Origin of the sequence: Yersinia massiliensis, from assembly GCF_003048255.1 — a bacterium.
Lineage (GTDB): Bacteria > Pseudomonadota > Gammaproteobacteria > Enterobacterales > Enterobacteriaceae > Yersinia > Yersinia massiliensis_A.
Map to the genome: position 1 here is coordinate 2,555,384 of NZ_CP028487.1, position 25,145 is coordinate 2,580,528.

Here is a 25,145-nt window from a genome sequence, read left to right on the forward strand (position 1 = left end):
GCAAGTACGTGTTCAACTCATGCTTACCCAACACTGTGTTCCAGACTTATCGCCAATAACTTCTGCGCTTCGACGGCAAACTCCAAAGGTAATTCGGAGAATACATCCTTACAGAAGCCATTAACGATCATGGAGATAGCGTCATCTTCGCTGATCCCCCGCTGCAAGCAATAAAACAGTTGGTCATCGCCAATTTTTGAGGTAGTCGCTTCGTGTTCCAATTGTGCCGAATTATTGCGCACTTCGACGTACGGAAACGTATGTGCGCCGGAGTCAGGACCAATGAGCATCGAATCACATTGCGTGAAATTGCGGGCGTTATCCGCGCCGGGCAAAATTTTCACTAAACCACGATAGGTATTTTGGCTATGACCCGCTGAAATCCCTTTGGCAATAATGGTTGATTTGGTGTTTTTGCCAATGTGAATCATTTTGGTGCCCGTATCGGCTTGCTGATTGCCGTTGGTGAGCGCCACGGAGAAGAACTCGCCGATGGAGTTATCCCCCTGCAAAATCACGCTCGGGTATTTCCACGTAATCGCTGAGCCAGTCTCGGATTGAGTCCATGACATCTTCGAACCCGCGCCTTCACAGAGTGCGCGCTTAGTGACGAAGTTCAGAATACCGCCCGTGCTTTCCGTACCTGCAAACCAGTTCTGAACGGTGGAGTATTTCACTTCAGCATTTTTATGCAAAATGACTTCTACCACGGCGGCATGCAACTGGTAAGTATCACGTACTGGCGCTGAACAGCCTTCGATGTAGCTGACATAACTGTCTTCGTCGGCGATTAAAATGGTGCGCTCAAACTGGCCGGTTTTAGCCGCGTTGATTCTAAAGTAAGTGGACAATTCCATTGGGCAACGCACCCCTTTGGGCACGTAAACAAAAGTGCCATCAGAAGCGACAGCGGCATTAAGTGCCGCAAAGAAATTATCTTTTGCTGGCACCACAGACCCCAAATACTTGCGCACTAAATCCGGATATTCTTGGATAGCTTCACCGAATGAGCAGAAAATAATCCCTTGTTCGGCTAGTTTGCCGCGATAGGTCGTTGCGACTGACACTGAGTCAAAAATGGCATCGACCGCCACCTCAGCCCCTTCACGCACCGGTACCCCAAGCTGAGCAAAAGCAGACTCGACTTCTGCCGTAAGGTATTCATTCTCGCTGCTTTGAGGTTCGTTATGCGCGGCAGCCCCCGATGACTGCTGCACTGCACCCGGTTGTGAATCACAGCTATCATCGCAACTGCCACAAGATGGCGCGGAGTAATAGCTATAATCTTGGTAATCCAAGCTCTTATAATGTGCTTTTAGCCAATGCGGCTCTTCCATCTCTAGCCAGCTACGATAGGCACCGAGACGAAATTCCAACATCCACTCAGGTTCATTGCGTTTAGCAGAGATAGCACGTATCACATCTTCATTGATACCTTTGGCCAGTTCATCGGTCGCTAACTGGGTAAAAAAGCCTTCTTTGTAGCGACCATCGCTGACCCAAGCCTGCACATCATCAGGAACTTCAACATTGCTTCGTGTCATTTCGTTTACATCGCTCAAACGCCAAAACTCTCGCCACACCCACAGGAATGCTGAGCTTTAGGATTATTAAATTTGAAGATCTGGTTTAGCCCTTCGCGGACATAATCCACCTCGGTACCATCAATAAATGGCATCGCTTTCAGTGGCACATAAAGTCTGGCACTACCGTGCTCAAAAACAAGACAGTCATTGGCGGGTTCTTTCGCCATATCCATCACGTAGGCAAACCCTGCACAACCTGACTGCTTGACCCCGAGTTGCAACCCTTTAACTTGCGGATCTTGCTGCATGAGCCGCGTAATTTGTGCCGCAGCACTGTCCGTGATGGTGACGCCTTGCCAGACATTATCATCGAGTGAAAATGTGCCGACTGATTCCTGTTGCATATGCCCTACCTCATGTTTCTCAATCACCCAATGATGTTGGATGCAGTCCATTTCAGGTTAAAGATTTGCTAGCTGATTATGAGTGAACCAACACAGAATGTTCACAATGGTAGTGATAATAATTATCACTTCAACCGTTTGTTTTGCAGGGATATTAAGAAAAGTGCCGTTTTAACCTTGAAAGAGGCGGCAACGAAAGAAGCATGCTGCGATGGCCGAAGAGGTCTAGCGGAACAAGTGCACTTTTATCACGCTGAAATTAATCAATAAATTTCGCAGCGATGCTCATATCCCTTGCTATATCAAAGGCTAATCGCAGTCAGCCTTTGCGTTTTTAAACATTCATAGAAAATACCTATTTCTAAATTAATTTTAGCTGAAAACACCTGTGGGGGAAACCTATCAGAGTGATTCGATGTATTTATCGAATTGATATACCCTCAAACGATCACCGATCAAAGTATTAACAGTGCCGAATCGCTAAGCATTGAAAGCACAATGAACCTCAAAGCATTCAAGCGATAAGCACGGGATATTTTGAGTGGCTCAAGGCCATTATGGCCCTGAGCAAGGTCGCGGTAGAAATAGAGGAATGATGGAGACTAAGGTTAGCGCGTCAGTACTGCGGTCGTTAAGCGAGAGGTACAACACAGGTGGTCCTGCTCATCGTAAATCTCTATTTGCCACACCTGATGGCTACGGCCCACATGAATCGCGCGGCAACAACCACGCACTTTGCCAGAACGCACCGCTTTCAAGTGGTTAGCGTTAATTTCTAACCCAACAATCTGCTGGCCCTCAATGGTGCACAAGTAGCCCGCCATCGAACCGAGCGATTCTGCCAGCACCACAGATGCCCCGCCATGTAATAGACCAAAAGGCTGAGTCGTCCGGTGATCAACTGGCATCGTCGCTTCTAGTTCGTCATCGGAGAACCGAGTAAACTCAATACCCAGGTGCCCTAGCATGCAGCCTTGGCTTTGTTGGTTGAGTTGTTCGAGTGTGGCCGTTCGTTTCCAAAGCATTCATCCTCCCCTTCCTAATTGAAGTTGCAGCGGTGTTAGCTGCTTTCTCTCACCCGCATCACTGACCAACGTCAGCTCAGCGGGATTCGTTCATTTGCTGCCTACCTGCAACTCCAATTAGTTTGGGGTATCCCTTCCTGTTGAAGTTGCAGCGGTGTTAGCTGCTTTCTCTCACCCGCATCACTGACCAGCGTCAGCTCAGCGGGATTCGTTCATTTGCTGCCTACCTGCAACTCCAATTAGTTTGGGGTATCCCTTCCTGTTGAAGTTGCAGCGGTGTTAGCTGCTTTCTCTCACCCGCATCACTGACCAGCGTCAGCTCAGCGGGATTTGCGGCTTTATTACAGCGCGTTAAACTAATTCGAGTAAAGCCTGTAACGGATGCCGCAATCCATTACCCTCAATACGTTTGACCTGACTGCGGCACGAATACCCAGTAGCTAAGCAACGTTTACCCGGCAGCTTTTGCAGTGCTTGCTGCCACGACAATGCGTAGATACCCAGCGAATTATCGATGTTCTTCGCTTCATGACCATAAGTGCCCGCCATGCCACAACACCCAACACTGACATTTTCTAACTTGGCACCATAGCGGGAAAATATCGATGCCCAATGTTGGCTACTCGCTGGCAACGCAGTGCTTTCAGTACAATGACCAAACAAGTACCAAGACTCACCACTCATCTGCTGTTCAGGTTGCTCCGCCAATGCCACCTGTAACCACTCATGCACCAATTGCACATTAAAATCACCACGGGTATCGCCCAAAATTTCTTTGTATTCATCGCGATAACAGAGCACCAGCGCGGGATCAACACCGACCATTGGCATGCCCAATAACGCGACGCGATTCAGAAAATCAGCCGTCTTGCGCGCAGTTTTGGCAAAGCGTTGTAGGAAGCCTTTAATATGCTGTGCCTTGCCATTGGGTGAAAAAGGTAACAGCACAGGATTAAAGCCTAGCTTTTCTACCAGCCGAACAAAGTCGGCAACCACTTGCGCATCATAATAACTGGTGAAAGGATCTTGTACGATCAACACGTGCTGACGCCGTTCAGACTCAGGCAGTTTTTCCAACTGTTCCAACGTCATGGTGCTGGCATAGTGACCCGATAATGATTGCTTCAGTGAAGGGCTAGACAGCATCGGTAAATCCACCATCCCGATACTCTTGCGGCTTAACGCACCCACCCACGGTTGTTTCAAAAAGAAATTAAAGACTTTCGGCGTCTTCGCCATTAAAGGTGCGTAGCTCTCCACGCCAGCCACCACATAATCACGCAGCGGTCGATGATAACGAGTGTGATACAACTGAAGAAAACGCGAGCGGAACCCCGGTACATCAATTTTTATCGGGCACTGTGTCGAACAGGCTTTACAGGCCAGACAGCCCGACATCGCCTCTTTGACTTCATGGGAGAAATCATAATCCCCTTTACTGGCATGCCACGTATTACGCGTTTTATCGATTAGATCACGCAAGCTAGGCCTTTTAGTGGCAAGGCCTTGCTCCAACGCCACTGGATCAACCCCTTGTTCGGAAAGCAATCGCAACCACTCCCGTACCAGTGCAGCACGGCCTTTGGGGGAGTGAATGCGATCACCGGTAATCTTCATTGACGGGCACATCGGGCTACGGGCGTCAAAGTTAAAACACAGCCCATTGCCATTACATTCCATCGCACCACGGAATGACGTTCTGACATCCAGCGGAATACGGCGATCCAACGTGCCACGTTTATCGGCGGTATCCACTTTCATCATCGGCGCATCACTGGCTAACGGTGAGCAAATTTTCCCAGGGTTCAAGCGATTATCGGGGTCAAAGGCAGACTTAATACGCCTTAATTCGCTATACAGCTCTTCGCCGAAGAAATCAGGGCTATATTCTGCGCGGAAGCCTTTACCGTGTTCCCCCCACAGCAAGCCACCATAACGCGCCGTCAGTTGCACCACCTCATCGGATATCTGCTTCATCAGCATTTCTTGCTGCGGATCGCACATATCTAACGCCGGACGCACATGCAATACGCCTGCATCCACGTGTCCAAACATGCCATATGTCAGGTTATGGCTATCCAGTAATTGGCGGAACTCAACGATATAATCAGCTAAGTGTTGTGGCGGTACGCAGGTATCTTCCGCAAATGGAATTGGCTTAGCCTGCCCTTTGCTGTTCCCTAACAGACCCACCGCTTTTTTGCGCATCGCATAAATACGCTCAATTCCTGCCAGCTCACTGCAAATCTGATAACCAATCACCCCGCCTTCTTTAGCAGAGATCAAATCATCCAAACGCTGACAAAGTGATTCCATTTGTCCGTCGATAAGGGCTTTATCATCACCTGCGAACTCAACAATATTCAGCCCCAGCATCTCTTGGTTCGGCACATCAGTAATTAACTCATTGACCGAATGCCAAACAATGTCTTCTTTCGCCAGATTGAGGACTTTAGAATCCACCGTTTCCACTGACAACGCTTTGGCTTCGACCATAAAAGGCGCATTGCGTAGTGCAGAATCAAAAGAGTCATATTTCACATTGACCAAACGACGCACTTTAGGCAGGGGCGTAATGTCCAATGTGGCTTCAGTAATAAAGGCCAATGTCCCTTCAGCACCCGTTAGAATGCGCGTTAAGTCAAAGGTCTGCAGATCATCACTGAACACATGGCGCAAATCATAACCGGTTAGAAAACGATTTAGTTTGGGGAATTTCTCCAGAATCAGTTCACGCTGATCACGACATCGATTGAGCACAGTCTGGTAGATTCTCCCCGCGACAGAATCCTCCTGAGCAATCGTTTCCGCTAGTGCCGTCGGCATGGCGCGGGTGTCCAGCATCTCCCCACCGAGTAAAATAGCCCGCAAGCCCAGCACGTGATCGGAAGTTTTGCCGTACACCAAAGACCCCTGCCCAGAGGCATCGGTATTAATCATACCCCCCAAGGTGGCGCGATTACTGGTCGACAATTCTGGCGAGAAGAAATAGCCAAATGGCCGTAGATATTGATTGAGCTGATCTTTAATCACGCCAGCTTCAACCCGCACCCAGCCTTGCTCCACATTAATCTCGATAATACGATTCATATGGCGCGACATATCCACCACGATGCCGGTGTTCAACGCCTGACCATTAGTGCCAGTGCCACCACCGCGCGGTGTAAAGACCAACGACTTGAAACTTTCTTGCCCAGCTAAGCGGCCAATCAAGGCCACATCTGCCGTCGAACGTGGGAAAACAACGGCATCGGGCAGCAGTTGATAAATGCTGTTATCCGTCGCCATCGTCAGGCGATCGGCATAATTCGTGGCAGTATCGCCGGTAAATCCGTTTTGCTTCAAAGCATCCAAAAAATCCAGCACCAACTGAACGACACCCGGCGCTTGAGAAATATGTGGGATCATTAGTGTGACCCTATCTATAGGTATGTGTGTTTGTTGTTCCGCTCAAAGATTATCTGTTCGTGATCACCTTTGTCGAATAATTTATGCCAATTCAGCATGATGGGAAAGTGATGGCGAGAGGCCAAGCATAAATACGACAATAACCCATTGAGTTTCAAAATTTTATATTGCATCAATAATAGCCATACCTGATAGAAAATAGATTTTTTCAGGGTGATCTCGACCTCCGGATATTCATGACTTTATAGATGCCATTTTTTTCCTAAAATCATAAGTAAAATTAAGTGGTGTCTGTTAAAAGTTGAAGAAATACACCATGATTAGGGCTGAAATAATCTTTTCGATACAGAAATAAATCGTGCCATGGCCACCTTGCCATGACTTTCGAAGTGAGAACCCACTGATGAACTACCCGCAGCAACGTCGTTTCGATTTACCTAGACTGATGTTTGGGGTGATTTTCATTATGATAATGATCATCGCCAGTTTTTGGGTGGTACAGCCTTTTATTATGGGCTTTTCCTGGGCTGGTATGGTGGTGATTGCCACTTGGCCCCTGTTGGCTCGGCTGCAAAAACTCCTCTGGGGTAAACGATGGCTCGCAGTGGTCATCATGAGTCTACTGCTGATTCTGCTCTTTGTTATTCCCCTCGCACTGTTGGTCAGTAGCTTAGTGGAAAATAGCGGTCCACTTATCCAATGGGCATCTAGCCCTTCTAATTTACGCATGCCGGATGTCACTTGGTTGCAGTCGGTCCCGATGGTGGGAGATAAACTGTACAGCACTTGGCATACACTCATTGCTGGCGGCGGCAATGTATTAATCGCCAAAGCTCAACCTTATATCGGTGCAGCCGCGACTTGGTTGGTGGCCCAAGCTGCTCATGTTGGTTATTTTTTAATTCATCTGGCATTAATGGTGCTGTTTAGCATTTTACTTTATATCCATGGTGAGCAAGTTGGTTTGGCTATTCGCCATTTCGCCGTTCGCGCAGCAGACAAACGCGGGGATGCGGTTGTGGTCTTGGCCGCGAAAGCCATTCGAGCCGTCGCATTAGGTGTGGTGGTTACAGCGCTAGTACAAGCAATATTGGGCGGGATTGGCCTAGCCATTGCGGGTATTCAATATGCCACCCTCTTAACTGTGCTCATGTTTATCTGTTGTGTCGCTCAGCTTGGCCCCCTGTTGATACTGGTCCCCGCGATTATTTGGTTGTATTGGACCGGTGATACGACTTGGGGCACGGTATTGTTGGTATGGAGTTGTATCGTCGGGACCATGGACAATTTCTTGCGGCCATATCTTATCCGTATGGAAGCCGATATGCCGATGATCCTTATCCTCTCTGGTGTGATTGGCGGCTTACTCTCATTTGGTATGATCGGGTTATTTATCGGCCCTGTTGTATTAGCGATTTCTTACCGCCTAACGGCGGCTTGGGTTAGTGAAGCCCCTGAACCAGAAGAAAGCATTAAAGAAGTTGCTAAGCATTTGGACGAGCTTTAGTTTTTAAAGGGGGGGAATTATGCTACTCCCCCTCTAATATCCAGCACCATTCGCTATTATATTAAATAATATCCTCGTTAATTCCCGATTTCTTATTCTTAGCCATCCATTGCATTAGTATTAAATAAGTTAATTATTAATAACCCTCCGAAATCACTTCAGTATGAAGTATTTGTTTTATCTATCTTATTCAGATGATTCTTAATGACTAACTCATGGAATTCTCATATTATTATTATGAGATATCGCTTTCCCCAAGGCGTTTAAATAAATCATGGCACGATGCTTTATTTAAATATCTGTAATCGAATATACGAATTGCTGTGTGTAGTCTTTGCCTGTCACCTAAGACGGGCTTTTTTTTTATTATGATATTTTCATTCTCATTATCGTTAATCCTGCCAAGTTAACTATTCAACTATCGCTATTTTCAATTGACTTGTATTAGATACAGATAAAAAATCCGCAGCTTGAACTGCGGATTAATAGTGTTAGATAACTGATAGCACAGTGATTAATCAGTGCTTCGCTTGTTGCGCTAAACTTAGCCAAGTTTGCACGACGGTATCAGGGTTAAGCGATAAACTGTCAATCCCTTGCTCCATCAACCATAACGCAAAATCTTCATGGTCCGACGGGCCTTGGCCGCAGATACCGACATATTTACCCTGTCGTTTTGCCGCCTGAATCGCCATTGATAACAGAGCCTTGACTGCCTCATTACGTTCATCAAACAACTCAGATACCACGCCTGAATCGCGATCTAGCCCCAACGTCAGCTGAGTCATATCGTTTGAGCCAATTGAAAAACCATCAAAATGCGCTAAGAACTGGTCGGCCAACAGCGCATTAGATGGAATTTCGCACATCATAATGAGCTTCAAACCATTTTCGCCACGTTTCAGCCCTTGGCGCGCTAATTCAGCCACAACAGCCTCTGCCTGCGCCACGGTACGAACAAATGGCACCATCACTTCGACGTTGGTCAACCCCATCACATTGCGCACCCGTTTAACGGCTTCGCACTCCAACGCAAAACAATCGCGGAAACTGTCTGCGACATAACGCCCTGCGCCACGGAAGCCCAACATCGGATTCTCTTCATGGGGTTCATAGGCTTCACCGCCCACGAGATTTGCGTACTCGTTAGACTTGAAATCTGACAAACGCACAATCACACGTTTAGGCCAGAATGCCGCCCCTAAAGTTGAAATTCCTTCGGTCAAGCGACCCACATAAAACTCAACCGGATCGTCATAGCCATTCATTAACGCTTTGATTTCAGCCTGAATCGCCGGTTCTTGCTTGTCGAACTCAAGCAGCGCTTTCGGGTGCACACCAATCATACGGTTGATAATAAATTCCAAACGCGCCAAACCTACGCCCTCATTCGGCAAGCGGGCAAAGTCAAACGCGCGGTCTGGATTACCAACGTTCATCATTATTTTGAGGGGTAAATCTGGCAGCTCAGTAACCTGCGAGCTTTGAATTGAGAAGTCGAGTAGCTCGTGATACACGTAGCCCGTATCCCCTTCAGCGCAGGAAACCGTGACATTCTGCCCCTCTTTCAACAGGTCCGTGGCGTTGCCACAACCCACGACAGCAGGGATGCCTAGCTCACGGGCAATAATCGCCGCATGACAGGTGCGACCGCCACGGTTAGTGACAATGGCCGCGGCTTTTTTCATGATCGGTTCCCAATCAGGGTCTGTCATGTCCGTCACCAGCACATCACCAGCCTGAATGCGATCCATCTCGCTGATATCATGAATGACCTTAACTGGCCCCGCACCAATACGATGGCCAATCGCACGCCCTTCGACCAACACATTGCTTTGGTTATTCAATTGATAACGTTCCATCACTTGCTCGTTGGAACGCACCGTTTCGGGACGCGCCTGCACGATATACAGCTTGCCATTATGACCATCTTTGGCCCACTCGATGTCCATCGGACGGCCATAATGCTCTTCAATCAACAATGCCTGCCGCGCCAGCGCTTCAACTTCATCATCGCTAAGAGCGAAACGATTGCGTTGTGCCTCTGGTACATCTTCTATCTGAACCTGCTTACCATGCTCCTGGCTATCGGCATAGACCATGCGGATCTTTTTCGAACCCATATTTCGGCGCACTATCGCCGGCTTATTGTTGCGCAGTGTCGGCTTGTGGACGTAAAACTCATCTGGGTTTACTGCCCCCTGCACCACCATTTCGCCTAAACCATGTGCCGCGGTGATAAATACCACCTGATCAAAACCTGACTCAGTATCAATGGTAAACATCACACCGGAAGAAGCGAGATCTGAACGTACCATGCGTTGTACACCCGCAGATAACGCCACGCCACGGTGATCGTAACCCTGATGCACACGGTAAGAGATCGCGCGGTCGTTAAACAGTGAAGCGAAAACATGCTTGATGGCAATCATCACCGCATCAATTCCCTGCACATTGAGGAAGGTTTCTTGCTGACCCGCAAAAGAAGCATCCGGCATATCTTCGGCGGTTGCCGATGAGCGCACAGCAAAAGATGCTTCTGGCTCACCGTCGGCTAACTGCTGATAGGCTTGATGGATGGATTGTTCGAATTCAGGATGGAATGGCGTCTCAATGACCCATTGACGAATCTGCGCGCCGGCTTTGGCCAATGCCGCAATATCATCAACGTCGGTCTGATCTAACAGTTGATAGATACGTTGGTTAACACCACTTTGCTCCAGAAAGTCATTAAACGCCTGAGCGGTTGTGGCGAAGCCATTGGGTACCGAAACACCCAGTTCAGAAAGGTTGGTTATCATTTCACCCAGGGAGGCATTCTTGCCGCCAACCCGATCAACATCTTGCATGCCAAGCTGGTTGTACCAAAGCACATTACACAGGTTTAGGCCGTTGTTGGACATCGAAACAATCCTTTTTACATTGTTTATAGTGACGATACCGTCTGTAGGGGACAAATCGTGATTACCGCAGCTGATAAATCAGCAACACCCAAAGTCATTGATGCGCAGATCGGCTGCAAACATCCCTGCAGCTTCAAATCCAAAGGGCATCTCCAAAGTCATTGGAGTTGCAGGTAGGCAGCAAACAAACGAATCCCGATGAGCTTACATCAGTAAGTGATTCGGGTGAGTGCGTGCCGCTAACACCCCTGCAGCTTCAAGGACGAAGGATATGTTTTAGACTAGCATAATCATCCATACCCCATGGACAGGTGAATCGATCAAGCCAACAAGAAAAGTTATTTTTGGGTGATTCTGGCAGCAAACACTTTACCGTGTTGCCGAATAAGGCACACTGATTGCGCTAAACTTGCACAATGATGGTCTTTTAAGGAAGGTCATTTATCCCAACAGCAAAATATCGAGGAGTCCGCGTGGAGAGAAGTGTGTTTTATATTTCGGATGGGACAGCTATTACCGCAGAAGTTCTGGGGCATGCCGTTTTGTCACAATTTCCGGTTAAAGCCACCACCTTTACGTTGCCATTTGTTGAAAGTGCTGCCAGAGCACAAGAGGTTTGCCAAAAAATTAATGATATTTACCAACAAACCGGCGTCAGACCACTGGTGTTTTATTCGATAATCAGCCCTGAGGTGCGGGAACTCATCCAGCACAGTGAAGGGTTCTGTCAAGACATCGTGCAGGCTTTGGTCGCACCGCTCCAGAGTGAACTTGGCGTCTCGCCACAACCCGTGCTTAATCGCACTCATGGTTTAACCGAAAGCAATCTCAGCAAATACGATGCTCGCATAGCCGCTATCGACTATGCTCTAGCCCACGATGATGGCATTTCTCTGCGTAATCTGGACCAAGCACAGGTGATTTTATTAGGCGTTTCCCGTTGTGGTAAAACCCCCACCAGCCTCTATTTAGCCATGCAATTTGGAATTCGTGCTGCCAACTATCCCTTTATCGCCGATGATATGGATAATTTGCAGCTTCCTGCCGCACTGAAACCCTTTCAGCACAAACTATTTGGCCTGACAATTAACCCTGAGCGTCTGGCGGCTATTCGCGAAGAACGACGAGAAAATAGCCGTTACGCATCACTGCGCCAATGCCGAATGGAAGTAGGTGAAGTCGAAGCATTATTTCGTAAAAATCAGATTCGCTATCTGAATTCTACCAACTACTCTGTGGAAGAGATCTCCACCAAAATTCTGGATATATTGGGGCTAAGCCGCCGGATGTTCTGATTGATTATTCGCCAAATTTATTATTTGTAATTTATTTTATAAAAATTCGTATTAATAGCGGGAAGGCGGTTGAATTCATCGCATTTTGGTTTATTGTGATCGCCATCACTTCTCGGTATTCCTGCCGCAGAGAAGAACAGATTTAGAGACTTTCCATGCACAAAACAGATGAACTGCGGACCGCGCGCATCGACAGCTTAGTTACGCCATTACAACTGGCGGAAAAGTTGCCGATCTCTGAGGCCATTGCAGATAACGTGACAGCGTCACGTAAACGGATTGAGAAAATACTCACCGGTGAAGACCCACGCCTGTTAGTTGTTGTTGGCCCTTGTTCTATTCATGACCTTGATGCTGCCATTGATTATGCTACACGCTTGAATGTATTACGTGAGCGTTATCAAGACAGCCTCGAAATCGTCATGCGCACTTACTTCGAAAAACCACGCACCGTCGTGGGCTGGAAAGGGTTGATTTCCGACCCTGCTCTTGATGGTTCTTGTCAGGTCAATCTTGGTATGGAGATGGCACGTCGATTGTTGCTGGCAGTCAATGAACTAGGGCTACCGACCGCAACCGAATTCTTAGATATGGTGACCGGTCAATACATCGCCGACCTAATCAGTTGGGGCGCAATTGGCGCGCGGACCACTGAAAGCCAAATTCACCGAGAAATGGCCTCTGCACTCTCTTGTCCTGTCGGTTTCAAAAATGGGACTGACGGTAATACTCGTATTGCCATTGATGCTATCCGTGCCTCTCAGGCCAGCCATATGTTTTTATCACCTGATAAAAATGGCCAGATGACGATTTACCAAACTAGCGGGAATCCTTACGGGCACATCATTATGCGTGGCGGTAAAACCCCTAACTATGGCGCATCAGATATCGCAGCCGCTTGTGACAGCTTACGTGAGTTTGATTTACCGGAGCATTTGGTGGTGGATTTCAGCCACGGCAATTGCCAGAAAATGCACCGTCGCCAACTGGAAGTTGCTGCCGATGTCGGTCAGCAGATCCGCAACGGCTCAACCGCTATCGTCGGAGTGATGGCCGAAAGCTTCTTGATCGAAGGAACGCAGAAAATCGTTGCCGGACAACCGCTGACCTATGGGCAATCTATCACTGACCCATGCCTGAATTGGGCCGATACCGAGCAACTGTTGAGCTTACTGGCCGATGCTGTTAGTAGCCGATTTTAACTCGCGCAGTGATAGAGCAGAACAAAAGGCCCAATGGGTCCCTCAATAAGCTTCTGTTCTATCACTGTATTAAGTCATATCACTGCATTTAGTCATCTGAAGTGTGTAGCGTTAGCGAACATTAGCTTGAGCAAGAGATTTCCAGATGCTTTCCCCAATCGGGCGGTAAAGCCGCAAGGTCATCAAACTCAGGCTGATCAGCGAAGGGTTGCTGCAATGCCTGATGCAAACGCTGCAATGGCTGTATATCCTCTATTTCCGCGTGCTCAATCGCGTGCTGAGCCAAATAGTTACGCAAAATATACTTTGGATTCACTGCTTTCATGAGCAGCTGACGCTGAGCATCCTCTACCGATTCTTGTTTCAAGCGTGAACGATAGCGGTTGTACCAGCTGTCAAAGCTAGCTCTATCAACAAAATCATCCCGCAATGGCGATTGCGCCGAATTGACTTCAACCTCGCTCAACAAACGGAATGTACGAGTATAATCGCGACCTTCTATGATCATTAAGCTCAATAATTCCGTCAACAAATCATTATCTTGCTCGTTTTTTTCAGTAAAGCCCAACTTAGCACGCATCTGTTGACCATAAGCGGCCATAAGCTCCGGTTCATATGCCTCTAGTGCCAACTCTAATTGCTGCACTGACATCAAGCCAGACAGCGCTTGCCCTAACCGATGCAGGTTCCATAGCGCAACAGCAGGTTGATTATCGAATGCATATCGACCTTGGTGATCGGAGTGATTGCAGATATAGCCTGGGACATAATCATCAAGAAAACCGAATGGGCCATAATCCATAGTGATACCCAGAATCGACATATTATCGGTATTCATCACACCATGGGCAAAACCGACGGTTTGCCAGTGGGCCATTAAACGCGCAGTGCGTTTGACGACGTCGGTAAACCACAATAAGTAAACCTCTGATTGCCCTACCCACTGCGGCCAATGGCGAGCAATAACGTAGTCTGCAAGTTGCTTAACCTGCTCAGGTTGTTGCCGATAATAAAAATGCTCGAAATGGCCGAAACGCACATGGCTTTCAGCCACCCGCAATAGCATCGCACCGCGCTCTGGTTGCTCACGATAAACAGGATGATTACTGGTGACGATGGTCAATGCTCGGGTGGTTGGTATCCCCAAATGGTGCAAGGCTTCTGAGGCCAAAAACTCTCTGACCACAGAACGCAACACGGCACGGCCATCTCCCATTCGCGAATAGGGGGTTAGACCCGCACCTTTCAAATGCCAATCCATGCTGCGGCCATCACTGAGTTGCTGCTCCCCCAGCAAAATACCGCGTCCATCACCCAACTGGCCCGCCCACATACCAAATTGGTGACCACTGTAGACTTGCGCCAACGGCTCCATACCGGGTAAAACCGCATCGCCCGACCAGATAGCCGCTTTGGGGCCACTAAACCAACTGGCATCTAACCCCAGTTCTCGCGCCAATGGCTCACTATGATAGAGCAACCGCGCGCCTTTTAATGGCGTGGGTGCTAATGGCGTATAGAAACCCTGCAATTGATGTGCGTAGCTGTTCTTAAATTGTGGTGCATTATCGAACTCGAGCGTGTTATTAGCGCCAGCAATATTATCTGAGACCATTACCGTAATACCTCCACCAGCCAGTGCTGAACTTGCTGCAACTCAGCTTGCGACTCAGGGAAATCATCACTTAATTGCTCACACACAGCGTGGATGGCATCCGGCTGATATGCCACTCCTTGCAAGCGATCTGCCAATGCCTCCAATGGCGCTGGATTCAAACTGTCAGTAAAGATTTGGCAGCGATCGATTGCACCCTGTAATACATCAAAATGTAGCTCAATTCCGCCCCAAGCAAAGCGGGTATCGACCAAATGGCTAAAAGCGGGTGCCTGACCGAAATTCCATGCCCAACTGCTCTGTTTGGCAAATTGCTCCACGAAACCCGGTAGGTCAGGCAAAGCCTGTGGCGAGATGATTTCTGCGGCAACTGTCTCATCGTAATAATCGAAGAATGACTGTTCAATGGCAGCACAAATTTGCTGGTGGTCGATCCCCGGTAACAGTTCCACTAAATTGGTGACTCGTGAGCGTACCGAGGTAATCCCTTTCGCCTGCAATTTTTTAGGATCGGGGTTGAGGTAATCTGCCAAACGGTTCAGATCAGCACTCAGCAATAGCGTGCCATGATGGAAGCCTCGATCTTTGGTTTCTTTATAAGCTGAACCCGACACTTTACGCTCGCCATCCTCTTTGATCACCACGAGGTCATTACGGCCGGAAGCCGTAGCTTGAATGCCCAATGAGGACAGTGCATTGAGAATAATTTGAGTGGATATGGTTTTATCGTATTCCGGTTTACCCGCCATAAAGGTAAAACAGGTATTGCCCAAGTCATGAAAAACGGCCCCGCCACCGCTGCTACGGCGTGCCAACTTCACGCCATCTTGCTCCATACGCCGAGTATTACACTCTTTCCACGGATTCTGGGCGCGGCCAATGACCACAGTATTCGCGTTTCTCCACAAAAAAAGTACCCGCTGATCAGGGGACATTTGGCGGAAAATACACTCTTCTACCGCCAGATTAAACCAAGGGTCATAAGAGTCAGAAATGAGTAAGCGAAGGGATGACATAAACGCGGCTCCGAACCAAAATAGGCAGCCACTAAGATAACATAACCCGTGCCGATATCTTCAGGTTGAACCTATCGATTCAATATCCTACTTAGATACGGCGCGCTTGCCAGTAGACACGTTTCCAGTACACATTTTCTAGCGATGAGCGGATAACGCCTTTACTGGTTGAAGCGTGAATGAATTCATCATTAGTATCGTATATACCGACATGTAGCCCATTCTGACCGCTACCAGTTTTGAAGAAGACTAAATCGCCGGGCATCAACTCATCACGAGAGACTTTCGTCCCAAGTGTGGTTTGTGCCACTGTCGTGCGGGGTAATTGCATATCAAAACGATCGCGGAACGTACGGTAAACAAATCCAGAGCAATCAACGCCGCGCTGATCCAATCCACCATTACGATAAGGCGTACCTTCCCATTGACGCAATTGCTCGTTCAGTTTGGCAACCACCACAATAGAATCAGACAAATGACCACTTGGTGTCGGAGCATGGCTGCTACAACCGGCTAGAATCATGCTGACCAGAAAGATCCAGAAACGCATCCGCATCGATATTTCACCAAGGGTAAGGGCTCAGCCAATTCACCGGACAACGAGATTTACGGCGGGACATCTGGCTAGCAACAGGCATCATTAGGGCTAATTTAGCTATCGAGTGCGGAAAAAACAAGTTATATGAATGAGATAATGGCTTTAATCAACTTTAAGCTGTTTTGAATTGACCAACCAGATGCCCAATAGAATGAAACCTGCCCCGATCGTTTTCAGTAGCGTTGCTGGCTCATTGAACCAAGGTAGTAACACCGCGGCCAAATAAACCAGTGCGTAGCTGAGACTGAGTAGCGGGTAAGCACGATTGAGAGGCAAGTATTTTAAGGCAAAAAACCAGCATAGCATGGAGAAAGCATACCCTATCAGCCCCAAGGTCACTGCGAATAATTGTGTAAGATGGCGCGCTAAAAATTCCGCATTGATATCAGCTAAAGACATCAAAGGCGTGTGCATCATCCCCCACTTCAACATTAATTGGGCCAGCGTCACCAATACCACACTGCCAATTCCCCACAGATAACCTTTCATCAATGCCAACTTATTAACAGAATGCCTAACATGATAGCGGCGATCCCCAACCAATGGCGAACAGTTGCCTTTTCGCCATAGAATAACTGAGCAGCCAGTGTGACCAACACGAAGTTAAAACTGAGTAACGGATAGGCGACACTCAGCGGTAGATGTTGCAATAGACGTAGCCACAGCAACATCCCCAAACCGAGTAATAACACAGCCAAGGCAAGCCAACGCAATGTCAGGGCCAGCCTCGCTTCATGAGACTGTTCCCAACATTGCGCTGCTTGTTTTTGACACAACTGGCCCGCACAGGTCAATAAGCTGACCATGACTAAAAGCAGGTAGCTTGTCATTGTGATTTTTTGTACCACAAAAGAGCCAACCGATTCATCAACTTAACCTTATCTGCCGCAGGTAAATTAGCAGGAATTTCCCCCTCGCGAGACATTTGTACCACTAGCGATACATCACCTTGTTGCCTTGCATGTGCCAGCCATTGGCTGAAATCTTCACCACTGACGAATTGATCTTGGCTGTCTGCATAGTTCAAACCATACGTTAACTCGCCCTTCTCATTGAACATCAGGATATCGCTACGTTTCAGTTCCCATGCTAATCCTGCTGCGACACCCACACTATCAGTGAGAACATATCGACTACTTTTTAGCTCATCGATATTATTCTGAATAAAACTTTGTGGCTGTTTGCTATCAATCACCTGCTGCGGGATAAGGTAAGCAACCAACAGAATGAACACTAATGGACATGCCGCTGCCCAGCGCCAATGGCGGGCGTTATGGCGCAACGTAATGAACCCCACCAGCCCCCATCCAGCAAAGGAAAGCACACCAAGGACCACTTTGAGGTTTTCTTGCGGCCCATAAGCCACCAAGTGACTGACTAGCCCTAAGCCAATCACTAATACAGCTAATGCACAGACCACCCCAAAGACGAGGTTTATCATGCCGTTTATTTTTAATGCACGCATGCGCAGACTATTTGCACAATCTGTCGCGTAAGCCGCCATCAGCAATGAGAGCGGTGCCATGCAGGGTAGGATGTACGTCGGTAATTTGCCTTTTGCCACACTAAAAAATAGCAACGGCATCAGTACCCAACTGAGTAAAAAGAACAATTCTGGTCGCGTAACGCGTTCACGCCACCCTTTGAGAAGCGCACCAGGCAATAATCCCAACCACGGCAAAACACCAAGACATAAAATCGGTAGGTAATACCAGATTGGCGCTTTATGTTGCGCATCTTGCTCGGCAAATCGTTGAATATGTTCAACCCAGAAGAAGTAATGCCAAAAATCAGGTTCACGTTGGGCAATCGCCAAGCCCCAAGGCAGACTTAATAGCACCGCACTTAGTATCGCCAGTGGGCCAAAAATAAGCAGTTCTTTTATTCGTTTTTGCTGTATGACAATCGGCAATACAGAAATGACAGGAATGGCCAACGCCAGAAAGCCTTTGGTCATGAACCCCATCGCGCAGGCAAGGCCAAGCAACAAATAAGCCCCTACTTTCTGTGCTGAGGTTTTTGCTCTTAACGTGAGATAAAAACAGACCATCGACGCAGTCAGCCACAATGAAATCATTGGGTCAAGAACTGCATAGGTGCCAATACTAAACACCAACAACATGGAGAGATAAATTAAGGTTGCTAATACGGATGTCGAGCGATTTCGCCATAACAAATTGGCCAACCAATAAACCAATATCGCACTGATGGCTGTACTGAAAATTGAGCCAAAACGAACGGCAAAATTGGTGTCGCCGAATATCCACTGACTAATATTATTGAACCAATATCCCGCGATCGGTTTTTCAAAATAACGAATACCCAGCAAATGCGGCACAATCCAATCGCCACGTTGCAACATTTCACGGCTTATTTCTGCATAGCGTGTTTCATCAGGTTGCCAAAATAAGCGGCTATTGACGGGTAATAGATAAACCAGCACAAAAAATAGCGATAGCAGTACAACCCCACTTCTTTTTAATACACTCATCCTGCACCCTTTATTTCAGTCTGACATCCTAACCAACCTTCTCGGCCAGGAAAGGCTGCACGTACGATCTTGCCCACGGGTAATGAATCCAAATTCTCAGGTAAAAGTTCGTTGAGAGGGCAAAACTGGATATTTTGTTTTTTTGCCCGAAGCAATAACTGCTCAAACATGTCGGCCTGAGACATGCCTTCAACTTCTGCATGGATGGTATAAACCGGAACGCCTTGGTCACGCAAAATAGCCGCAATAATAAAATCATTAAAATCTTCAGCACGCACCTCGCTGCCGACAACTTCGTCGTAAGTCGGTAATGTGACAGGGATTTGTACGCTGCCTAAGCTGCCATCAGGTAATTGTGGTCGAAAAGGATGCGTACCACGGCAATCACTGTTATAGCGAAATGAAAATGGCTGCTTGACCGCGAGAACACGACCATCAGCCCGCCACCCCGCAGAGGCAGAACAAGTTACCGGCTGTTGAATGCTGCGTTGTAACGCATCTACGCCCAATTGTACTTGATCAGTCAGTTGCTGCATCGTCCACGATGCAACACGCGCTTGCCAGCCTTGGTGGTCCCATGCATGTAAACCGACCTCATGACCTGACTCCAGCGTAGCTTTCATGATCGGCCCCAGATCTTTTGCGATTTTTTTACCTGGCCAAGCCGTGCCCGCTAGCAAAATATCCCAACCATATAGCGAGGCGGCATTTGAGCGCAGCATTTTCCACAGAAAGCGCGGTCGGAAAAGGCGCCATAAATGGCGCCCCATATTATCCGGCCCAACACTGAAGAAGAAACTGGCGCTAACCCCGTATTTTTCCAAAACAGTCAGTAATGACGGTACGCCTTCCTTGGTGCCACGGTAGGTATCAACATCAATTCTCAGGCCAACTTGCTTCATACGTGATAATCGTCCTTTTGAGTTTCACTCTGTTCAAGTACCGCGCCACGCAAGAAGAAATCGAGGGTTTCAGCGACGGTCTGTTGTAAAGCTACCTCAGGTTGCCAGTGTAAGATGCGGCGAGCATTACGAATACTCGGCGTACGATATTCCACATCTTGATAACCTTTCCCATAATAAGCGCTGCTTTCAATATCTTTAAAACCAGCAAATGGTGGGAAGTGACCACGTAATTCATGTTGTTCGAAACTGTTCAGTAGCATTTCAGCTAGCTCACGAATACTTGCTTCATTCGTTGGATTGCCGATATTAATTATCTGGCCATCACAGCACCCATCACGGTTTTCAATAATCCGGAACAACGCTTCGATACCATCATGAATATCGGTAAAGCAGCGTTTTTGCGCCCCACCATCGACCAACTTAATCGGTGAGCCTTCGACAAGATTCAAAATAAGCTGCGTAATGGCGCGAGAACTGCCAATACGTGCTGCATCCAGATTATCCAACCGTGGCCCCATCCAGTTGAAAGGACGGAACAAGGTGAATTTTAAGTTTTCTTTCGCGCCGTAGGCCCAAATGACACGATCTAATAATTGTTTGGATACAGAATAAATCCAACGCTGTTTATTGATAGGGCCAACAATCAGTCGCGAAGTGTCCTCATCGAATTCTTTATCATCACACATGCCATAAACTTCAGACGTGGATGGGAAGACAATACGCTTATTGTACTTAACGCAATCACGCACAATTTTCAGGTTTTCTTCAAAATCTAATTCAAATACGCGCAATGGGTTACGGGTATATTCGATAGGCGTGGCGATTGCCACTAATGGCAAGATAACGTCACATTTTTTAATGTGGTACTCGATCCACTCAGAATGAATACTGATATCCCCTTCCACGAAATGGAAATAAGGGTTATTGAGGAAGCGGCTAATGGCATCCGAACCAATATCTAATCCATAAACTTCGTATCGGTCATCGCGTAATAAGCGTTCAGTTAAGTGGTTCCCAATAAAGCCGTTCACGCCCAGAATCAACACCCGTGTACGTCTTTTTAATGTTTTACTGGGCTTATTCGCTAAACGCACATCAGCCACAATCCCCATCTCTAATGCGAGGCGGTTACCCTGAACATACAAACCACTTTCACCCTGACCGGTCACAATCTCCAATGCACCTTCACCACAAGCCACGACAAGTGGCGACGTGGAGAGTACCGTGCCGGGGAGCTTTTCGTGTGCAATATCCAGCGGTCGCGCACGCCAAATAATCAATTTACGTTGCCCCAGATAACTGAAAGCGCCAGGATAAGGTTCCGTCACAGCTCGCACTAAATTATTGATAGCAAAAGCCGATTTATGCCAATGGATTTCACCATCAGCGGCAGTGCGACGCCCATAATAGCTGGCTTCAGCTTCATTCTGAGGAGTAAAGTGCAGTGATGTGCCTTTCATTTTTGGCAGCAAATCACGTAACAGCTCTTGGGATGCTTCACGCATTTTCTCATGTAACGTTAATGCAGTATCTGCATCGCTAATAGAGACCTTATGTTGACCTACAATTGGGCCTGCATCCGCTTTATTTACCATTTGATGCAACGTCACACCGGTTTCGGTTTCTCCGTTGACTAATGCCCAGTTTATCGGCGCACGACCTCGGTATTTCGGTAAAAGTGAACCATGCAAATTAAATGCACCCCGTGGCGCTGACGATAAAATATCGTCACAAAGCATATTGCGATAATAGAAAGAGAAAATAATATCAGGCTGCAATTCTTGGATACGTTCAATCCACAGCGGGTGATTAACATCCTCAGGGGCAAATACCGGCAAATCCAAATCAGCGGCGACTCGCGCGACTGACGAGAAAAAGCGATTCTCATTAGGATCATCAGTATGGGTAAATACCGCCTGAATATCATAACCCGCATCAACGAGCGCTTTCAGTCCAACACAGCCAATATCATGATAGGCAAATACAATCGCTTTCATTTTTCTACTTCCTGATTATTTTCGGTCTGCTCACCGCCGACCACTTTCTGAATAAAATAACGTGGGCGTGCACGTACATCGTTATAAATACGGCCGATATATTCCCCGAGTAACCCCATTCCCACGAATTGGGCACCAATGAACATGAACAGCACAGCAAATAGCGTGAAGACACCGCCGCCAGCCCACTCAGGGCCAAAGACCAAGCGTAAAACCACTAACAAGACGGCGAGTGTGAACCCCGAAAGAGCGATGACGCTGCCCACCAGACTGAGCAAGCGCAAAGGCGTTGTCGTCAAGCAGGTGATCAGGTCATACATCAGATTTATCAGTTTCATCAGACTGTATTTTGAATCGCCAAACTCACGTTCAGCATGATGAACAGTGATCTCTGTGGTACGGCGAGCAAAAGTATTTGCCAAGATAGGAATGAAGGTACTACGTTCGTGACAGTGTAACATTGCTTCAACAATATGACGGCGATATGCACGTAGCATGCAGCCATAGTCACCCATCGACTTCCCAGTCGCACGTTGAATCATCATATTGATCATGCGGGAGGCTGTTTTACGGAACAGCGAGTCCTGACGGTTCGATCGAACCGTGCCAACCACGTCATAGCCTTCTTCCGCCACCGTCACTAGCCGGGGGATCTCTTCTGGTGGGTTTTGCAAATCAGCATCCAGTGTTATCACTAAATCGCCACTGACTTGATTAAATCCAGCCATAATCGCCGAGTGCTGGCCATAATTACGATTCAGTAAAACAGCAATAATGCAGCTATCAGGCTCATTAGCCGCGGCTGTCAGGATATCGCCTGAGCTATCATTGCTACCATCATCAACCAAAATAATTTCATAAGGTTGCGTCAGCTGCTGACAGGCAGCCGACGTTCTTGCTATTAACGCTGGTAAGCTCTCTTGTTCGTTATAAACAGGGATAACAATTGAGACTTTCTTGATTGCTTCATTTTGCGACACGGTATGGCCCCATAATCGTTGTGAGTGCATCAACCACCCGATCAACATCGCTGTCCTGCATGTCGGGGAAAAGGGGCAATGTGCATAATCTGGCCGAGTTCCATTCGGTATTCGGTAGGTGTAAATGTGGATAACGTTCGCGATAATACTTTTGGGTATGTGCCGCGCGGAAATGGAGGCCTGTCCCAATCCCGCATTCTTTCAACTGAGCCATCAGTGAATCCCGGCTAATACCACAACGTTCCTCATCCACGCGGACCATGAAAAGATGCCAAGCATGTTGGTGGGAATAATCAGGAACAGCCAGTGGTTGCAGAGGTGAACCCGCGAGTGCGGCATGATAACGAGCGACTAATGCCTGACGACGGGCGTTGATTTCAGGTAAGCGCTGGAGCTGGACAACGGCAATAGCCGCATGGATATCGGATAAGTTATACTTATAACCCGGTTCAAAGACCTCAGCTTGTGGGCTACGGCCTTGAACTTGACGGTCAAAAGCATCAACGCCTAAGCCATGAAATTTCAGCCGACGAACTTTTGCAGCGAGTTCATCATCGTCGGTCGCAATTAAGCCCCCTTCTGCACACGTCATGTTTTTGATGGCATGGAAAGAGAAAATAGCCGTGCCCTTCTCGCCAACCCATTGATCCTTATATCTTGTACCCGCAGCGTGGGCGGCATCCTCAATGAGTGGAATCCCACGTTGCAGGGCTATGGCGCGTAAAGGATCAAGATCACAAGGGGCACCCGCGTAATGTACCGGAATAATGGCTTTAGTTTTTGATGTAATGGCGGCTTCAACTTCAGCCGCATTGACCATTAATGTGTCGCGATCAACATCAATCATGACCGGTTCAGCGCCAAGCAGCACAATCATATTCAGCGTCGAAACCCACGTCTGAGAAGGCGTAATGACTTCATCACCAGGGCCTATCCCTAATGCCATCAGGGTGATGTGCATACCCGCAGTGGCAGAACACACCGCCACCGCATGCTTGCATCCAAACGTGGTACAAAAATCGGTTTCTAGCTGCTGATTCTGTGGGCCTGTGGTGATCCACCCAGAACCGAGGACGCTGACGACAGCGTCAATTTCATCCGTACCGATTGCGGGACGAGAGAAAGGCAAAAAATTCTGCATTAATAAATCCCTAAGACACTTTAAGCTATCGGCAACTATAGGCCCGAATAAGTTAACGAAAACTAAACGTTGCTCAGATAGATTCGCGGCTGACTTGGGGAAAGTTTAGTGTATCAACCTTAGATAAACCTTAAGAACGGTTTATTTAGTCGATATATTTTTTGCCATAGACTCAATTCCAAAAAAGACAAATTAATATGTAAAATCATAGTGATAACTAAAGTAATTATATTATCTAACAAGGGATTTAATTGATTGTAGCGTGGCGGAAGTGTTGAAAAGGAAACTATTAGATTCATACGCGAAATTATCAATATATAATTTTTAATGCCTACTATTGATAAATTAACAAAAGTAACAATCAAACCTTATTTGTCATAATCCAATTCTGTTGATTAAAGCTGTGTATTTGAAAGTCCACCTCAAATACGCTTGATAATGTCTCTGCTTGCATAACATGCTGTGTATCTCCATGTGCAAGCACCTTCCCTTGAGCCATTAGCCATACCTGATCGGCCTGTTGTAAAGTGTGGTTCAAATCATGTGCGCTAATGATTACGCTGCGACCTGTTGAACAAAATTCACTTAGCAATTTATCCAATGCGACTTTCTGCGCTACATCTAACCCAGTATAGGGTTCATCGAGCAGCAATAACTGACTGTCTGGATTGATATCTGGCCAGACTTGCAAAAATATAGCCGCTAAACGAACTCGCTGCCACTCACCACCAGAAAGTTGCGACACCATACGAGGTAATTTGTCAGTTAATCGTAGTTGGTTACAAAGATAGCCAATGGTTGTTGCGACAGCCTCTGGCTCGGCACCAGCAGGTTGATACAGCGAAAGGTATTGAAAAACCGGCATCATCGTCAGTGCCGATTGCTGTTGACTCAAGTAGGCCCTTAACCGAGCTAATTCATGTCCGGAATAGCAAGATAACGGTTTGCCTGCGATAAGAAGATCGCCGTGCGCGGGTAACAAACCCGCTAACGCTGCCAGTAATGTGCTTTTCCCTGCCCCATTTGGGCCGATAAGATGAATTTGCAACCCAGCAGTGACCTGAGTAGAAAAAGGAGCAAGGCGGTGTTCTACATTGAGTTGGCTGAGTTGCAATAACATCAAAATGACATT

The 25,145-nt window shown here is 47.5% G+C and carries 19 protein-coding genes and 1 other RNA gene; 4 read left to right on the forward strand and 16 right to left on the reverse strand.

The annotated features are described in order from the left end of the window. Positions 1-23 precede the first annotated feature (23 nt). The 4 genes from sufB to ydiJ form a co-directional block, all read right to left on the reverse strand. Positions 24-1,544 (reverse strand): Fe-S cluster assembly protein SufB, encoded by a 1,521-nt coding sequence (gene sufB / locus DA391_RS11940; protein WP_050081164.1) that lies wholly within the window; start codon positions 1,542-1,544, stop codon positions 24-26. Between the two features lie 14 nt (positions 1,545-1,558). Continuing rightward, positions 1,559-1,930 (reverse strand): Fe-S cluster assembly scaffold SufA, encoded by a 372-nt coding sequence (sufA, locus tag DA391_RS11945; protein WP_050081165.1) that lies wholly within the window; start codon positions 1,928-1,930, stop codon positions 1,559-1,561. Between the two features lie 608 nt (positions 1,931-2,538). Next, positions 2,539-2,955 carry a hotdog fold thioesterase gene (locus DA391_RS11955; protein WP_050285572.1) on the reverse strand — a complete coding sequence of 139 codons (417 nt, stop codon included), beginning with the start codon at positions 2,953-2,955 and terminating at the stop codon, positions 2,539-2,541. 351 nt (positions 2,956-3,306) lie between these two features. Next, on the reverse strand, positions 3,307-6,363 hold the full coding sequence (gene ydiJ / locus DA391_RS11960) for a D-2-hydroxyglutarate dehydrogenase YdiJ (RefSeq protein WP_108087735.1): 3,057 nt from the start codon (positions 6,361-6,363) through the stop codon (positions 3,307-3,309). Between the two features lie 403 nt (positions 6,364-6,766). On the opposite strand from ydiJ, the gene ydiK reads away from it, so the two are divergent. Next, positions 6,767-7,870 (forward strand): AI-2E family transporter YdiK, encoded by a 1,104-nt coding sequence (gene ydiK, locus DA391_RS11965; protein ID WP_108087736.1) that lies wholly within the window; start codon positions 6,767-6,769, stop codon positions 7,868-7,870. Between the two features lie 257 nt (positions 7,871-8,127). After that, positions 8,128-8,236: antisense sRNA RprA (gene rprA / locus DA391_RS11970), an RNA gene on the forward strand. A gap of 152 nt (positions 8,237-8,388) precedes the next feature. Here rprA and ppsA read toward each other — a convergent pair. Then, complete coding sequence (gene ppsA, locus DA391_RS11975) at positions 8,389-10,773, reverse strand: phosphoenolpyruvate synthase (protein WP_050081170.1); 2,385 nt, start codon at positions 10,771-10,773, stop codon at positions 8,389-8,391. A gap of 473 nt (positions 10,774-11,246) precedes the next feature. Between ppsA and ppsR the strand changes: the two genes are divergently transcribed. Together ppsR and DA391_RS11985 are read left to right on the forward strand one after the other, a co-directional pair. Next, positions 11,247-12,068, forward strand: coding sequence for a posphoenolpyruvate synthetase regulatory kinase/phosphorylase PpsR (gene ppsR / locus DA391_RS11980; RefSeq protein ID WP_050081171.1), 822 nt, complete (start codon positions 11,247-11,249; stop codon positions 12,066-12,068). Between the two features lie 155 nt (positions 12,069-12,223). Beyond that, positions 12,224-13,270, forward strand: a complete 1,047-nt coding sequence (locus DA391_RS11985; RefSeq protein WP_050081172.1) for a 3-deoxy-7-phosphoheptulonate synthase — start codon at positions 12,224-12,226, stop codon at positions 13,268-13,270. A 121-nt stretch (positions 13,271-13,391) separates the two neighbouring features. On the opposite strand, the gene DA391_RS11990 is transcribed toward DA391_RS11985, so the two are convergent. From DA391_RS11990 to btuD, 11 genes are all read right to left on the reverse strand, one after another. Next, positions 13,392-14,885, reverse strand: coding sequence for a protein adenylyltransferase SelO (locus tag DA391_RS11990; RefSeq protein WP_108087737.1), 1,494 nt, complete (start codon positions 14,883-14,885; stop codon positions 13,392-13,394). Continuing rightward, positions 14,885-15,901: a lipoate--protein ligase A gene (locus tag DA391_RS11995; RefSeq protein ID WP_057649489.1), complete on the reverse strand. Its 1,017-nt coding sequence runs from the start codon at positions 15,899-15,901 to the stop codon at positions 14,885-14,887. Before DA391_RS11995 ends, DA391_RS11990 begins: the two co-directional genes overlap by 1 nt. Positions 15,902-15,992: 91 nt before the next feature. Continuing rightward, positions 15,993-16,457: an NlpC/P60 family protein gene (locus DA391_RS12000; protein ID WP_019209866.1), complete on the reverse strand. Its 465-nt coding sequence runs from the start codon at positions 16,455-16,457 to the stop codon at positions 15,993-15,995. Positions 16,458-16,601: 144 nt separating this feature from the next. Then, a complete protein-coding gene (gene arnF / locus DA391_RS12005; protein WP_057649490.1) occupies positions 16,602-16,988 on the reverse strand; it encodes a 4-amino-4-deoxy-L-arabinose-phosphoundecaprenol flippase subunit ArnF in 387 nt (128 codons plus the stop codon). Beyond that, positions 16,988-17,329, reverse strand: coding sequence for a 4-amino-4-deoxy-L-arabinose-phosphoundecaprenol flippase subunit ArnE (gene arnE, locus DA391_RS12010; protein ID WP_057645090.1), 342 nt, complete (start codon positions 17,327-17,329; stop codon positions 16,988-16,990). Before arnE ends, arnF begins: the two co-directional genes overlap by 1 nt. Continuing rightward, on the reverse strand, positions 17,326-18,990 hold the full coding sequence (gene arnT / locus DA391_RS12015; protein ID WP_108087738.1) for a lipid IV(A) 4-amino-4-deoxy-L-arabinosyltransferase: 1,665 nt from the start codon (positions 18,988-18,990) through the stop codon (positions 17,326-17,328). Before arnT ends, arnE begins: the two co-directional genes overlap by 4 nt. Beyond that, positions 18,987-19,892 (reverse strand): 4-deoxy-4-formamido-L-arabinose-phosphoundecaprenol deformylase, encoded by a 906-nt coding sequence (gene arnD / locus DA391_RS12020; RefSeq protein WP_050081178.1) that lies wholly within the window; start codon positions 19,890-19,892, stop codon positions 18,987-18,989. Before arnD ends, arnT begins: the two co-directional genes overlap by 4 nt. Next, positions 19,889-21,892: a bifunctional UDP-4-amino-4-deoxy-L-arabinose formyltransferase/UDP-glucuronic acid oxidase ArnA gene (arnA, locus tag DA391_RS12025; protein ID WP_108087739.1), complete on the reverse strand. Its 2,004-nt coding sequence runs from the start codon at positions 21,890-21,892 to the stop codon at positions 19,889-19,891. Before arnA ends, arnD begins: the two co-directional genes overlap by 4 nt. Beyond that, entirely contained in the window at positions 21,889-22,872 is a 984-nt protein-coding gene (arnC, locus tag DA391_RS12030; protein ID WP_050285567.1) for an undecaprenyl-phosphate 4-deoxy-4-formamido-L-arabinose transferase, read from the reverse strand. Before arnC ends, arnA begins: the two co-directional genes overlap by 4 nt. Next, entirely contained in the window at positions 22,859-24,013 is a 1,155-nt protein-coding gene (gene arnB / locus DA391_RS12035) for a UDP-4-amino-4-deoxy-L-arabinose aminotransferase (protein WP_050285566.1), read from the reverse strand. The genes arnC and arnB overlap by 14 nt, the downstream gene beginning before the upstream one ends. A 361-nt stretch (positions 24,014-24,374) precedes the next feature. Further along, on the reverse strand, positions 24,375-25,133 hold the full coding sequence (btuD, locus tag DA391_RS12040) for a vitamin B12 ABC transporter ATP-binding protein BtuD (RefSeq protein ID WP_050081182.1): 759 nt from the start codon (positions 25,131-25,133) through the stop codon (positions 24,375-24,377). Positions 25,134-25,145 lie beyond the last annotated feature (12 nt).

Bases quoted from the DNA above. Each gene is read 5' to 3' on its own strand.
- DA391_RS11955 (WP_050285572.1), bottom strand. From the start codon at position 2,955: ATGCTTTGGAAACGAACGGCCACACTCGAACAACTCAACCAACAAAGC.
- arnE (WP_057645090.1), bottom strand. From the start codon at position 17,329: ATGACAAGCTACCTGCTTTTAGTCATGGTCAGCTTATTGACCTGTGCG.
- btuD (WP_050081182.1), bottom strand. From the start codon at position 25,133: ATGTTATTGCAACTCAGCCAACTCAATGTAGAACACCGCCTTGCTCCT.
- ppsA (WP_050081170.1), bottom strand. From the start codon at position 10,773: ATGTCCAACAACGGCCTAAACCTGTGTAATGTGCTTTGGTACAACCAG.
- DA391_RS11990 (WP_108087737.1), bottom strand. From the start codon at position 14,885: ATGGTCTCAGATAATATTGCTGGCGCTAATAACACGCTCGAGTTCGAT.
- sufA (WP_050081165.1), bottom strand. From the start codon at position 1,930: ATGCAACAGGAATCAGTCGGCACATTTTCACTCGATGATAATGTCTGG.
- DA391_RS11985 (WP_050081172.1), top strand. From the start codon at position 12,224: ATGCACAAAACAGATGAACTGCGGACCGCGCGCATCGACAGCTTAGTT.
- arnD (WP_050081178.1), bottom strand. From the start codon at position 19,892: ATGAAGCAAGTTGGCCTGAGAATTGATGTTGATACCTACCGTGGCACC.
- arnF (WP_057649490.1), bottom strand. From the start codon at position 16,988: ATGAAAGGTTATCTGTGGGGAATTGGCAGTGTGGTATTGGTGACGCTG.
- sufB (WP_050081164.1), bottom strand. From the start codon at position 1,544: ATGACACGAAGCAATGTTGAAGTTCCTGATGATGTGCAGGCTTGGGTC.
- ydiK (WP_108087736.1), top strand. From the start codon at position 6,767: ATGAACTACCCGCAGCAACGTCGTTTCGATTTACCTAGACTGATGTTT.
- arnA (WP_108087739.1), bottom strand. From the start codon at position 21,892: ATGAAAGCGATTGTATTTGCCTATCATGATATTGGCTGTGTTGGACTG.
- DA391_RS11995 (WP_057649489.1), bottom strand. From the start codon at position 15,901: ATGTCATCCCTTCGCTTACTCATTTCTGACTCTTATGACCCTTGGTTT.
- arnB (WP_050285566.1), bottom strand. From the start codon at position 24,013: ATGCAGAATTTTTTGCCTTTCTCTCGTCCCGCAATCGGTACGGATGAA.
- DA391_RS12000 (WP_019209866.1), bottom strand. From the start codon at position 16,457: ATGCGGATGCGTTTCTGGATCTTTCTGGTCAGCATGATTCTAGCCGGT.
- arnT (WP_108087738.1), bottom strand. From the start codon at position 18,990: ATGAGTGTATTAAAAAGAAGTGGGGTTGTACTGCTATCGCTATTTTTT.
- ydiJ (WP_108087735.1), bottom strand. From the start codon at position 6,363: ATGATCCCACATATTTCTCAAGCGCCGGGTGTCGTTCAGTTGGTGCTG.